At 69.7% G+C, this 12,140-nt stretch carries 12 protein-coding genes and 1 pseudogene; 10 read left to right on the forward strand and 3 right to left on the reverse strand.

The features are described 5' to 3' along the window. Positions 1–22 precede the first annotated feature (22 nt). The 7 genes and pseudogenes from ABH915_RS08225 to ABH915_RS08255 all read left to right on the forward strand — a co-directional run bounded on the left by ABH915_RS08225 (position 23) and on the right by ABH915_RS08255 (position 7,031). Entirely contained in the window at positions 23–1,252 is a 1,230-nt protein-coding gene (locus ABH915_RS08225) for an acetylornithine transaminase (protein ID WP_370124968.1), read from the forward strand. Continuing rightward, on the forward strand, positions 1,249–2,304 hold the full coding sequence (gene argF / locus ABH915_RS08230; protein WP_370119797.1) for an ornithine carbamoyltransferase: 1,056 nt from the start codon (positions 1,249–1,251) through the stop codon (positions 2,302–2,304). Before ABH915_RS08225 ends, argF begins: the two co-directional genes overlap by 4 nt. After that, positions 2,304–2,834, forward strand: a complete 531-nt coding sequence (locus ABH915_RS08235) for an arginine repressor (RefSeq protein WP_018774413.1) — start codon at positions 2,304–2,306, stop codon at positions 2,832–2,834. The genes argF and ABH915_RS08235 overlap by 1 nt, the downstream gene beginning before the upstream one ends. 109 nt (positions 2,835–2,943) lie before the next feature. After that, positions 2,944–4,149, forward strand: coding sequence for an argininosuccinate synthase (locus ABH915_RS08240; protein ID WP_018774412.1), 1,206 nt, complete (start codon positions 2,944–2,946; stop codon positions 4,147–4,149). Positions 4,150–4,154: 5 nt separating this feature from the next. Then, positions 4,155–5,600, forward strand: coding sequence for an argininosuccinate lyase (argH, locus tag ABH915_RS08245; RefSeq protein WP_370119802.1), 1,446 nt, complete (start codon positions 4,155–4,157; stop codon positions 5,598–5,600). 113 nt (positions 5,601–5,713) lie between these two features. Continuing rightward, entirely contained in the window at positions 5,714–6,235 is a 522-nt protein-coding gene (locus tag ABH915_RS08250) for a pyridoxal 5'-phosphate synthase (RefSeq protein ID WP_370119805.1), read from the forward strand. A gap of 57 nt (positions 6,236–6,292) precedes the next feature. Beyond that, a pseudogene (locus ABH915_RS08255) lies at positions 6,293–7,031 on the forward strand (maleylpyruvate isomerase family mycothiol-dependent enzyme). Between the two features lie 89 nt (positions 7,032–7,120). Here ABH915_RS08255 and ABH915_RS08260 read toward each other — a convergent pair. Continuing rightward, positions 7,121–7,639, reverse strand: coding sequence for a methylated-DNA--[protein]-cysteine S-methyltransferase (locus ABH915_RS08260; RefSeq protein ID WP_370119807.1), 519 nt, complete (start codon positions 7,637–7,639; stop codon positions 7,121–7,123). Then, positions 7,636–9,171 carry a DNA-3-methyladenine glycosylase 2 family protein gene (locus tag ABH915_RS08265; RefSeq protein ID WP_370119809.1) on the reverse strand — a complete coding sequence of 512 codons (1,536 nt, stop codon included), beginning with the start codon at positions 9,169–9,171 and terminating at the stop codon, positions 7,636–7,638. Before ABH915_RS08265 ends, ABH915_RS08260 begins: the two co-directional genes overlap by 4 nt. Before the next feature lie 90 nt (positions 9,172–9,261). Here ABH915_RS08265 and ABH915_RS08270 point away from each other — a divergent pair, with 90 nt between their 5' ends. Both ABH915_RS08270 and ABH915_RS08275 read left to right on the forward strand, forming a co-directional pair. Continuing rightward, positions 9,262–9,963 (forward strand): DNA-3-methyladenine glycosylase, encoded by a 702-nt coding sequence (locus ABH915_RS08270; RefSeq protein WP_370119811.1) that lies wholly within the window; start codon positions 9,262–9,264, stop codon positions 9,961–9,963. A 74-nt stretch (positions 9,964–10,037) separates the two neighbouring features. Beyond that, positions 10,038–10,676 carry a hypothetical protein gene (locus tag ABH915_RS08275; protein WP_370119814.1) on the forward strand — a complete coding sequence of 213 codons (639 nt, stop codon included), beginning with the start codon at positions 10,038–10,040 and terminating at the stop codon, positions 10,674–10,676. A gap of 5 nt (positions 10,677–10,681) precedes the next feature. Here the strand turns inward: ABH915_RS08275 and ABH915_RS08280 are convergent, their stop codons facing one another. Continuing rightward, a complete protein-coding gene (locus ABH915_RS08280) occupies positions 10,682–11,299 on the reverse strand; it encodes a GNAT family N-acetyltransferase (RefSeq protein ID WP_370119817.1) in 618 nt (205 codons plus the stop codon). A gap of 202 nt (positions 11,300–11,501) precedes the next feature. On the opposite strand from ABH915_RS08280, the gene ABH915_RS08285 reads away from it, so the two are divergent. After that, entirely contained in the window at positions 11,502–12,023 is a 522-nt protein-coding gene (locus ABH915_RS08285; RefSeq protein WP_370124969.1) for an adenine phosphoribosyltransferase, read from the forward strand. Positions 12,024–12,140 lie beyond the last annotated feature (117 nt).

A 12,140-nucleotide genomic window follows, 5' to 3' on the forward strand; every position in this document is an offset into this window, starting at 1 on the left:
CTCGGCCCCCACAGCTTCCGTTATGACTGGAAAGAGTAGTGGCGCGCAGTGGCTGTCCCGCTACTCCTCCTCCCTGCTCGGCGTCTTCGGCACCCCGCAGCGGGTCCTGGTCCGCGGCGCCGGCTGCCTCGTGTGGGACGCCGACGGCAAGGAGTACCTGGACCTGCTCGGCGGCATCGCGGTGAACGCCCTCGGCCACGCCCACCCCTTCGTGACCTCGGTGATCTCCAGCCAGCTGGCCACCCTGGGCCACGTCTCGAACTTCTTCACCAGCCCCACCCAGATCGCCCTGGCCGAGAAGCTGCTGGAACTGTCCAAGGCGCCGGCCGGCTCCAAGGTGTTCTTCGCCAACTCCGGCACGGAGGCCGTTGAGGCGGCCTTCAAGCTCGCCCGCCGGAACAGCGGCTCAGAAGAGAAGCCCCGCACCAAGATCATCGCGCTCGAAGGCGCCTTCCACGGGCGTACCATGGGCGCCCTCGCGCTGACCTCCAAGGAGGCCTACCGGGCGCCGTTCGCGCCGCTGCCCGGCGGCGTCGTGCATGTCCCGTTCGGTGACATCGAAGCCCTCCGCGCCGCCATCGATGAGACCACTGCCGCCGTCTTCCTCGAACCGATCCAGGGCGAGGCCGGCGTCCGGCCTCTGCCTGCCGGCTACCTCAAGGCGGCCCGCGAGGCCACGACCGCGGCCGGCGCCCTGTTGATCCTCGACGAGGTCCAGACCGGCATCGGCCGCACCGGCAAGTGGCTGGCCAGCGAGGATGCCGGGATCGTGCCCGACGCAGTGACCCTCGCCAAGGGCCTGGGCGGCGGCTTCCCGGTCGGCGCGCTCGTGACGTTCGGCCCGGACACGTCCGCGCTGCTGACCGCCGGCCAGCATGGGACGACATTCGGCGGGAACCCGGTGGCCACCGCCGCCGCCCTCGCCACCCTGCACGTCCTGGAAAACCAGGACATCCTGGCCCACGTCCGCAACCTGGGGGAGCACCTGCGCGCCGGCCTCGCCGGAATCGCCGGCGTGACCGAGGTCCGCGGCGAGGGGCTGCTGATCGGCTTCGACCTCGACGCCGACGTCGCCCCGGGCGTCGTTGCCGCCGGCCTCGACGCCGGGTTCATCGTCAACAGCCCGGGCCCGCGCACCATCCGGCTGGCGCCCCCGCTGATCCTGACCACCGAGCAGGCAGACCTTTTCCTGGCCGCCCTGCCCGCACTGCTCGAGACCGCCAAGACCAACGCTGCAAAGGACGCCAAGTGACCGCCGCCGTGACCGCAACTGAAATTTCGACCAGGCCCGTCCGCCACTTCCTCAAGGACACGGACCTCAGCCCGGCCGAACAGGCCGAGGTCCTCGAGCTCGCCGTCCGGATGAAGGCCGCGCCCTACAGCGTTCAGCCCTTCGCCGCGGCCGGCAACGGCCGCCGGACGGTGGCCGTCATCTTCGACAAGACCTCCACCCGGACCAGGGTCTCCTTCGCCACCGGCATCGCGGACATGGGCGGCAACGCGCTCATCATCAACCCCGGCGAGGCGCAGATCGGGCACAAAGAATCTGTCGAGGACACCGCCAAGGTGCTCGAACGCATGGTCTCCACCATCGTGTGGCGCACCGGCGCGCATGCCGGGCTCGTCGCCATGGCAGAGAACTCCCGCGTTCCGGTCATCAACGCCCTGTGCGATGACTACCACCCGTGCCAGCTCCTGGCCGACCTGCTGACCGTCAAGGAGCACAAGGGCTCGCTCCAAGGCCTGACCATGGCGTACCTGGGCGACTCGGCCAACAACATGGCCAACTCCTACCTGCTGGCCGGCGTCACGGCGGGCATGAACGTCCGCATCGCGGGCCCGGACGGCTACCTGCCATCTCCGGAGATCATCGCCGCCGCCGAGGACCGCGCCGCGGAAACCGGCGGCTCGGTGCTGGTGACGGTCGACGCCGCCGAAGCCCTCCTGGGCGCCGACGTCGTCGCGACCGACACGTGGGTGTCCATGGGCCAGGAAGCGGAGAAGGAAGCGCGGATGAAGCTGTTCCGCGCCTACTCCGTGGATGCCGACGCGATGAAGCTCGCGGCGCCGGACGCCGTCGTGCTGCACTGCCTGCCGGCCTACCGGGGCTACGAAATCGCCGCGGACGTCATCGACGGCCCGCAGTCGGTGGTCTGGGACGAGGCCGAGAACCGGCTGCACGCGCAGAAGGCACTCATGGCCTGGCTCATGCACCGCTCCGGCCTGGCCGTTGTTGACGGGCTCTCGCCAGTCGACGGGCTCGCGCCGGTTGATGGGCTGGCACCGGTGGGCGGCCCGGCCTGATGTCCGTCCAGCCAGCCTCTCCGGGGGCCAGCCCGGCCACCAAAACGGCCCGGCAAGCGCGGATCACGGCTATTCTGACGGGCGAGTCGGTCCGATCCCAGGCCGAACTCGCGGCGCTGCTCGCGGACGACGGCGTCCAGGTCACCCAGGCCACGCTTTCACGCGACCTCGTGGAACTCGGCGCCGTCCGGGTCCGCAGCAAGGACGGCGTGCTGGTCTACGCCGTCCCGGGGGAGGGCGGCGAACGGGCGGCCAAGAGCGGCGTCACCCAGGAAATCCTCGACGCCCGGCTGACCAGGTTGTGCGGGGAACTGCTCGTCACCGCCGAGGCCTCCGCCAACCTCGTGGTCCTCCGGACCCCGCCGGGCGCCGCGAACTTCCTGGCCCTCGCCATCGACCACTCCGTGATGCCCTCGATCCTGGGCACCATCGCTGGGGACGACACCGTCCTGCTGGTCACCCGGGACCCCCTGGGCGGCGCGGACATCGCCGCACGCTTCCTGCAGTTCGCCGAGGAAGCCGGCCAATGAGCCACACCCTGAGCCTTTCAAACGACCGGGCGACCGGGGTGTGTGACAGGCTTGCAACAGAGCTTTTTCCCAGACTTAAAGCATCACCAAACAACTAAGGAGCATTTCCGTGACTGAGCGTATTGTTCTGGCCTACTCCGGTGGCCTGGATACTTCCGTAGCCATCGGCTGGATCGGTGAAGCCACCGGCGCCGAGGTCATCGCCGTGGCGGTCGACGTCGGACAGGGCGGCGAATCGCTGGAGACCATCCGCCAGCGCGCGCTGGGCTGCGGAGCCGTCGAGGCCTACGTCGCCGACGCGTCCGACGAGTTCGCCAACGAGTACTGCATGCCCACGCTGAAGGCCAACGCCCTCTACCAGGGCCACTACCCGCTGGTCTCGGCCATCTCCCGCCCGGTGATCGTCAAGCACCTGGTCAAGGCCGCCCGCGAATTCGGCGCCACCACCGTCGCCCACGGCTGCACCGGCAAGGGCAACGACCAGGTCCGCTTCGAAGTCGGCATCCAGACCCTCGGCCCGGACCTGAAGTGCATCGCCCCGGTCCGCGACCTCGCCCTGACCCGCGACAAGGCCATCGCCTTCGCCGAGGAAAAGGGACTGCCCATCGAGACCACCAAGAAGAACCCGTACTCGATCGACCAGAACGTCTGGGGCCGCGCCGTCGAAACCGGCTACCTCGAGGACATCTGGAACGCCCCCACCAAGGACATCTACGACTACACCGCCACCCCGGAATTCCCGCCGGCGCCGGATGAGGTCACCATCTCCTTCGAAGCTGGCGTGCCGGTCGCGATCGACGGCGTCAAGGTCACCCCGCTGCAGGCCATCAAGGAACTCAACCGTCGCGCCGGCGCCCAGGGCGTGGGCCGGATCGACGTCGTCGAGGACCGCCTCGTCGGCATCAAGTCCCGCGAGATCTACGAGGCACCGGGCGCCATGGCGCTCATCACCGCGCACAAGCACCTCGAAGACATCACAATCGAGCGCGAGCAGGCCCGCTTCAAGGCGACCGTCGGCCAGCGCTGGGCCGAGCTGGTCTACGACGGCCAGTGGTTCTCGCCGCTCAAGCGCTCTCTCGACGCCTTCATCGAGGACACCCAGAAGTACGTCTCCGGCGACATCCGCATGGTGCTGCACGGCGGCCAGGCGATCGTCAACGGACGCCGCTCCGAGACCTCGCTCTACGACTTCGACCTCGCCACGTACGACACCGGCGACACCTTCGACCAGTCGATGGCCCGCGGCTTCATCGAGCTGTGGGGCATGTCCGCCAAGGTTGCCTCCGGCCGCGACATCCGCGTCGCAGGAAAGTAGCCCGCATGGCTGAGTCGGAAACCACCGAGTCCGGGGCGCGCTCCGCGACAAATACGGGAGCGCTGTGGGGCGGCCGGTTCGCCGGCGGCCCCGCGGACGCCCTCGCCGCGCTGAGCAAGTCCACGCACTTCGACTGGCGGCTGGCCCGCTACGACATCGCCGGGTCCAAGGCGCACGCCCGCGTGCTGCACAAGGCCGGGCTGCTGGACGACGCCGAGCTCGAGGGCATGCTGGCCGCCCTGACGCAGCTGGATGAGGACGTCGCTTCCGGCGCCTACCTGCCGGCCGAGTCCGATGAGGACGTGCACGGTTCGCTCGAGCGCGGCCTGATCGAGCGCGCCGGCGCCCAGCTCGGGGGCAAGCTCCGTGCCGGCCGGTCCCGCAACGACCAGGTGGCCACCCTGGGTCGCATGTTCCTGCGCGACCACGCCCGGATCATCGCCCGCGGCGTGCTCGCCACGATCGACGCGCTCGTGGACCAGGCCAAGGCGCACCGGGGGGTGGCCATGCCCGGCCGCACCCACCTGCAGCACGCCCAGCCGGTCCTGCTCAGCCACCACCTGCTGGCCCACGCCTGGGCGCTGCTGCGCGATGTGCAGCGGCTCGCCGACTGGGACAAGCGCGCCGGGGTTTCGCCCTACGGCTCGGGTGCCCTTGCCGGCTCCTCGCTCGGACTGGACCCCGAGGCCGTCGCCGCGGACCTGGGCTTCTTCTCGGCGACGCACAACTCGATCGACGGCACCGCCTCCCGCGATGTCTTCGCCGAGTTCGCCTGGATCACGGCCATGATCGGCGTGGACCTGTCCCGGGTCTCGGAGGAAGTGATCCTGTGGGCCACGAAGGAGTTCTCCTTCGTCACCCTGCACGATTCCTACTCCACCGGCTCCTCGATCATGCCGCAGAAGAAGAACCCGGACGTGGCGGAACTCGCCCGCGGCAAGGCCGGCCGGCTGATCGGCAACCTGACCGGGCTGCTGGCCACCCTGAAGGGCCTGCCGCTCGCGTACAACCGCGACCTGCAGGAGGACAAGGAACCGGTCTTCGACGCCGCCGACACCCTGGAGGTCCTGCTCCCGGCAGTCTCCGGCATGATCGCGACGCTGACGTTCAACACCGAACGGATGGAAGCGCTGGCACCTCAGGGTTTCGCGCTGGCGACGGACATCGCCGAATGGCTGGTCCGCCAGGGCGTGCCGTTCCGCGAGGCGCACGAGCTCTCCGGCGCCGCGGTCAAGCAGGCCGAAAGCCGCGGCGTCGAGCTCTGGGACCTCACGGACGAGGAATACGCCGCCATCTCGGGGCACCTGACGCCGGAGGTCCGCACGGTCCTGTCCACCGAAGGTTCGCTCAACAGCCGGAACTCGCAGGGCGGCACCGCACCGGCCGCCGTCGAACGCCAGCTGCTTGCCCTCGAGGGCGAGCTCGCCGGCGTGCGCGAGTACGCAGGGTAGCAACCCTCCCCACGACGGCGCGCCCGCGCCCGACGCGAGTTGGCACTTCGCGGCAGTGTTTTTTCGCGAACACTGCCGTGAAGTGACAACTCGCTGGCGTCTAAGCTGGGCGCATGAGCGAATCGTTCCGCCAACTGCTGCGCGCCCTGCCTGACTTCCCGGAAGTTCTCCCGGACTTCGACCCGGACTCAGCGCCCGCGGACCCCGCGGAGCTGTTCCGGCTCTGGCTGGACGAGGCCCTGGCGGCCGGGGTGCCGCAGCCCCACGCGTGCAGCCTTGCCACCGCCGATGAGCACGGCCGGCCGTCGTCGCGGATGCTGATCCTGAAGGACATCGACGCCGACGGCTGGCACTTCGCAACCGCCCGGGAATCCCGCAAGGGCAAGGAGCTCACGGCCAACCCGCACGCGGCGCTGAACTTCTTCTGGCAGCAGCAGGGCCGCCAGGTGCGGGTGGCCGGGGACGTCGTGGAGCTGTCCGCGGAAGCCTCGGCCGCCGACTGGCGCGCCCGACCCGGCGCCGACGGCGGTGACAATCCGCTCTGGCAGCTCTACGCCATCCGGCCCCGCGAAATCGAATTCTGGCAGGCCCGCCACGACCGCCGGCACATCCGGCACCGCTACGCGCCCCGCTGACCGGGCAACGCTCAGTTAATCCAACTTAATCGGGTGGCTCGGTTTAGGATGGGCGCCATGACCTCAATCACACCAGAGAACCTTCGGGCAGAACTGCACCGCGCCGCCGGCGTCGTGGCCGGAATCGCCGCGAAACTGACGGAACAGGACATCAAAGCGCCGTCGGAACTGCCCGGCTGGAGCCGCGGGCACGTGCTGGCCCACATCTGCGGGATCGCCAACGCGATGGGCCGGCAGCTCGAATATGCCGCCCCGCGGCGAGGGCGTCGAACTCTATGACGGCGGCTTCGAGGGGCGGAACCGCGCCATCGAGATGGCGGCCGGCCACAGCCTCGCTCAGCACCGGGCCGACCTCGACGCAGCGCTGGATCGGGCCCTGCGCGCCTTCGACTCCCTCGACGCGGCGGGCTGGCGTGAGCCCATCACCTACCGCGGGGGAGTCGTGTTCGACGGCGGCCTGGCACTGTGGCGTGAACTCGTCATCCATGCCGCCGACCTCGGCACCGGCCACGGACCGGAAACCTGGAGCCGCCCCTTCTGCGGGCACCTTTTCGAGTTCCTCTCCGCCCGGGTACCCGAGGGCCAGCGCTTCGTGCTGCAGCCACTCGGCCTGCCCGCGGTGGCCATCGGGAGCGGCGGAAAATCAACCGTGATCAACGGCATGCTCACGGACATCGCCGCGTGGCTCGCCGGCCGCACGCCCACCCTCGGCAGCCTGCGCGCCACCGCCGCGGCCGACGGCGTCGACCTGCCGGAGCTGCTGCCCTGGCCTGCCGGTGTGCCGGTCAACAACTGAGCTCGCCCGGCCCGGCAGGCTTAACATCGCACACGGCGTGCCCGTCAACAACTGAGCCCGCGGGGTCCGGCAGGCCTGTGGACTAAGGCCTAGGGCCGTGCCGTCGCGAGGGCTACTTCGCGTTCCCGGTCCAACAGGCTGCCCTTGACGGCCAGTCCCCAGCGGAAGCCGCCCAGCGTCCCGTCGGTGCGGATCACGCGGTGACAGGGAACAAACAGGGCCGCCGCGTTGAAGGCACAGGCACTGGCCGCGGCCCGCACGGCCTTGGCGTTGCCGGACAGCTCCGCATACTCCGTGTAGGTCACTGGGCGCCCCGGCGCGACCGTGCGCAGCACGTCCCAGGCATGGCTGCGGAACGGACCGGACTTCTGCAACACCGGCACTCCCATGGCCGGCTCCGGATCGCCGGCGTAGAAAGCCTCCACGGCCTCGGAGATGTCGCCGAGCCCGGTGACCGTCTCGAATTCGGCCGGAAGCAGGTCAGCGTGGATCTGCCCGGTCAACTCGCCGGGAACGGCGGTCCAGCCCGACGACAGGACAGCCCCGTCCCTGGCAATAATGGTGAACGGACCGTCCGGGGTGGACATGGTCAACAGCTGGGCTTTCATGGTTTCGCTTTCTTCGGAGTCTGCTTGTGGTTCTGCGTTGGAGCCTGCCTCGGCGGCAGGGACGGCTTGCGCGCCGCGGCCTGGGCAGCCGCTGCTGCGCGCCACAGGTGCATGGTGGCGTAGGAGCGCCAGGGGCTGACCTCACCGAAATCGGGGGTCAGGGTGGCGCCGTCGGGAGAATGGGCCAGTGAGCGGATGCCGTTACGGACCGCGGCGTCGTTGGCCAGGAACACATCCGGCGCGCCGATGACCCGCATCGCGACGTATCCCACGGTCCACGGTCCGACGCCGGCCAGGGGCAGGAGTTTGGCCTCCAGCCCCTGCACGTCGTCGCCATAGCCGAAGTCGAGGTCGCCCGAGGCCATCGCCGCCGCAGCGCCGCGGACAGCATCGATCCGCCGCTGAGGGCCGCGGAGCAGTTCGAAGCCGGTCCCGGCAATCTCGGCGGCCGTCGGGAACAGCCGGTGGAGGCCGTCGTCTTGCACCAGGCTCGCGCTCCCGGCCGCGGAAAGCTGGACCAGGGCGGTCCGCGCGGCAGCCACAGTGATCTGTTGGCCAATCATCGCCCGGATCAGCAGTTCCTGCGGATCAACGGCGCCGGGCATCCGCATGCCCGGCGTGCGCGCCACCGCGGCGGCCAGCCGGCGGTCGGCCGCGAGGGCGGCATCGATGGCGACCGGATCGGCGTCCAGGTCCAGCAGCCGGCGGACCCTGCTCAGCAGGGCGGCCAGATCCCGGAGGTCGACGGCGCCAATGGTCAGCACGAGCGGACGCCCGGCCGCGTCGGCGTCGTAATCCACCCGAAAGCGGGCATCGCCGTGGGTCAGCCGCAGGGTCCGGGCGTAGGAAGTGGAGGTACCTTCCTCGATCCCGGGGATGGCTCGGACGGCCAAGAAATCGAAGACGCCCGGGTCGAACGGTTCGCGGTACGGAAGGTTGAGCGTGAGCGCTGTGGTCGCCGCGGGGGAGCGGTGATGCCTGGCTGTGGCCCGGAGCGCGGAAGGTGTCATCGCAAAGACCTCGCCGATGGTCTCGTTGAACTGGCGCACGCTGCTGAATCCAGCGGCGAAGGCGATGTCCGAGACTTTCATGGCGGTGGAGACCAGCAGGGTGCGGGCGGTCTGGGCGCGGCTGGCCCGCGCCAGGGACAGCGGGCCGGCGCCGAGTTCGTGGCTGAGGATCCGGTTGAGCTGGCGTGAGGAGTATCCGAGCCGGGCCGCGAGCCCCTCGACGCCGTCGCGGTTGATCACGCCGTCATTGATGAGCCGCATGGCCCGGCCGGCGATATCGGAGCGCACGTTCCAGGCCGGCGTGCCCGGCACGGCCTCGGGCAGGCAGCGTTTGCACGCACGGTAGCCGGCGTCGTGTGCCGCGGCGGACGTTTCATAGAAGGTGACATTGTCCGCCTTGGGCGTCCGCGCCGGGCACGACGGCCGGCAATAGATGCCGGTGGTCCGGACAGCGGTGTAGAACTGCCCGTCGAATCGGGTGTCCCGGGCATCGATTGCCCGGTAGCGCTGCCAGAAGTCCATCACCCCATCCTGCCAGCTTCGCGGAACAGCTGCTAGCGGAATTCGGACACGGCCGTACGGTCCTTCGGCGGTGTTTGTTAAAGTCTGAGCATGAATTCCAGCCCGCTTCCTGCCGAGTCCGGCACGGAGTCCGGCGCGGCCGTGTCCGTCCGCGAGCTGCTCTCGGCCGATGCCCGGCACGTGGCGCCACTGATCCTCGGCGCGGTGTTGACGCACGACGGTCCCGGCGGATCCGTCTCGGTTCGGATTACCGAGGTGGAGGCCTACCTGGGCCCGCACGATTCGCACCATCCTGACCCCGGGTCCCACACCTTCCGCGGCCAAACGGCCCGCAACGCCCCGATGTTCGGCCCGGCCGGCCACCTCTACGTGTATTTCACGTATGGGATGCACCATTGCGCCAATATCGTCTGCGGGCCCGAGGGCGTGGCGTCGGCGCTCCTGCTGCGGGCCGGCGAAGTGGTCGCGGGACATGAGCTGGCGAGGGCCAGGCGGCCGACGTCGAAATCGGATGTCGACCTCGCGAGCGGGCCTGCCCGGCTGGCCACCGCGCTGGGGTTGACGACGGCGGACAGTGGGCGGGATGCCCTCGCGCCGCCGTTCCGGCTGGAACCGGTCGCGCACCCGCCGGAGGGGGTCGCTGCGGTCATCAGCTCCGGTCCGCGCGTCGGCGTCTCCGGCGCCGGCGGCAGCCACGAGTACCCCTGGCGGTTCTGGCTCAGCGGCGACCCGACCGTCTCCCGCTACAAGGCGGCAAAGCCGGCAAAGGCGCCAAGCGCCCGCGGCGCGTGAGGTTGCTGGCACTGCACGCACCTCCGTCCCAGTGCCCTGATGCCGGCACGTGCGGTGGGGGATGATGGAGCATTATGGGCGAGGGGAAGCGCGGAAAACCGGGCAGTGAGCTGGAGCGGCTCCAGATCTTCGCGGAGCTGGCCACCGAATACTTTCGCATGGTGGAACTGTTTACCCCTGACGCCGGGCCGGTCGCGGCGGACTCCGTCGAGGCAGAGCGCCGGCACTGGGTCGAGCTCTTCCGCGCGGCCCTGCTGCGCAAATTCATCGTTCCCGAAGAACACGTTTCGCTCAAACTCGTGGTGCGGGCGCTGCGCCTGTGCAACTACTCGGGGGACTCCCGGCTAGCCGAGGGCGCAGCGGAAGCGGCCGAGATGTTCACCAACGGGATGATCCGGGACCGCGAGGCGCTGATGGCCGAAATCGCCCTGGCGGACCATGACTTGTTCGAGGACGTCCTCTACGGACGGCTCCTTCACGGTGACGCCGACAGGTTCCGCCGGTCCGGATGGGCCGGGGACTACGCCCGGCTGAGCCGCGTGGCGGCCGGGCGGTTCGACGCCGAGCGCGCGCTCCGAAAAGCGCTGGACATCGTCTCCTACGGGCTCGCGAACGAACTCCTGCGCCCGCCGGAACTGGACTCCGTGCCTCCGGAGGCTGGGCCTCCAGAAGCTGGGCCTCCAGAAGCTGTGCCTCCAACGGCACGGGACTAGGGGTTTCAGGTGGCGGCGAAGCTGCCCAGCGAGAAGTCGGCGCCGACGGCGAAGGGGGCGAGGCGGCGCCGCAAGTCTTCGCGTACTTGCGGCCACTCCTGCGCGAGGATCGAGAAGACGGCTGTGTCCGCGCGTCCCCCGCCTGGCGACGCGCGGTGGCCGCGGAGGACCCCCTCGAATTGGGCGCCAAGCCGTTCGATCGCCGTCGCGCTCCGGGTGTTTCGGGCATCGCAGCGGAAAGCCACCCGGTCCACTTCCAGTACCTCATAGGCGTAGGCGAGGAGCATGTGCTTGCTCGCCGGATTGACGTGGCTGCCCCAGAACTGCCGCCCGTAGAATGTTCCGCCGATTTCCAGGCGTTGCTGGTCCGGAACGTAGTCGCGGAGGGACGTCGTGCCCAGCAGGGCGCCGGTGCGCCCGTCCGCCACGGCGAACGGGATGGTGGCAGGATCCTCCAGCCGTGACCGGAACAGCGCCGCCAGCTCGCGGGCCGTCCCCGGCATGGGTGCCGCCATACCTGCCCACATGCCGGCGTCCACAAAATCAAAGAGGCCTGCCGCATGGTGCGGGGCCAGCGGAACCAGGCGAACCCCATGGCCGGAGAGGACGATTTCGTGTCGCATTCGAGCATTCAATCACCGGCGGGGTGGACGGGAGCGGTGAGTCCGGCACCGACAGCGTGAACATTGGATGGCCGGTGGGTTGCCACGAATCGGCCGGCGCGGGAGGCTGCGGCCTGGGAGGCCGCGGCCCGGCAGCGTTCCCGCTACCAGCCAGTAAGGTGGATGGGTGAATCAAAGCGAGCCGAACCAGACGACGACTGCAATGCCGGTGGATGAGCTGATCAAGAGCCTGTGCGCCACCATCCCGGACTATCCCAAACCCGGAGTCAGCTTCAAGGACCTGACCCCGGTGTTCGCCGACGGCGCCGCCTTCGGGGCCGTGGTCGGTGCCCTGGTGGGACCCTTCCAGGGCCAGTTCGACGCCGTCGCCGGAGTGGAAGCCCGCGGCTTCCTGCTCGCGGCGGCCGCCGCCTACGCCACCGGGACCGGAGTCATCACGGTCCGCAAGGCCGGCAAGCTGCCGCGCGAGGTGTTCTCCGAGGACTACGCCCTGGAGTACGGCACCGCCACCCTTGAGCTGCACACCACGGACCTGGCGCCGGGCAGCCGGGTGCTGATCCTCGACGACGTGCTCGCCACGGGCGGAACGCTCGGCGCCGCGGCGCGGCTGTTCGAGCGGTGCGGGATCCACGTGGCCGGCATCGGCGTGGTCATGGAACTCGACGAACTTGGCGGCCGCACGGCCCTGACCGGCCACAACGTCCGGTCCCTGCTGCGGGTCTAGCTGTACTGCCGGGCTGGACCATCCGGGACGTGTCGGTAGAATTCCCTGACGAAGACTGCCTTGGCACTGTTCGGCGACATGCAACAGCCGTGCCGCCGAAATGGCTGTAGAATGGTG

The organism is Arthrobacter sp. MW3 TE3886 (assembly GCF_041262145.1).
Classification (GTDB): Bacteria; Actinomycetota; Actinomycetes; order Actinomycetales; family Micrococcaceae; genus Arthrobacter.

Bases quoted from the DNA above. Each gene is read 5' to 3' on its own strand.
- ABH915_RS08225 (WP_370124968.1), top strand. From the start codon at position 23: ATGACTGGAAAGAGTAGTGGCGCGCAGTGGCTGTCCCGCTACTCCTCC.
- ABH915_RS08235 (WP_018774413.1), top strand. From the start codon at position 2,304: ATGTCCGTCCAGCCAGCCTCTCCGGGGGCCAGCCCGGCCACCAAAACG.
- argH (WP_370119802.1), top strand. From the start codon at position 4,155: ATGGCTGAGTCGGAAACCACCGAGTCCGGGGCGCGCTCCGCGACAAAT.
- ABH915_RS08250 (WP_370119805.1), top strand. From the start codon at position 5,714: ATGAGCGAATCGTTCCGCCAACTGCTGCGCGCCCTGCCTGACTTCCCG.
- ABH915_RS08260 (WP_370119807.1), bottom strand. From the start codon at position 7,639: ATGAAAGCCCAGCTGTTGACCATGTCCACCCCGGACGGTCCGTTCACC.
- ABH915_RS08265 (WP_370119809.1), bottom strand. From the start codon at position 9,171: ATGGACTTCTGGCAGCGCTACCGGGCAATCGATGCCCGGGACACCCGA.
- ABH915_RS08270 (WP_370119811.1), top strand. From the start codon at position 9,262: ATGAATTCCAGCCCGCTTCCTGCCGAGTCCGGCACGGAGTCCGGCGCG.
- ABH915_RS08275 (WP_370119814.1), top strand. From the start codon at position 10,038: ATGGGCGAGGGGAAGCGCGGAAAACCGGGCAGTGAGCTGGAGCGGCTC.
- ABH915_RS08280 (WP_370119817.1), bottom strand. From the start codon at position 11,299: ATGCGACACGAAATCGTCCTCTCCGGCCATGGGGTTCGCCTGGTTCCG.
- ABH915_RS08285 (WP_370124969.1), top strand. From the start codon at position 11,502: ATGCCGGTGGATGAGCTGATCAAGAGCCTGTGCGCCACCATCCCGGAC.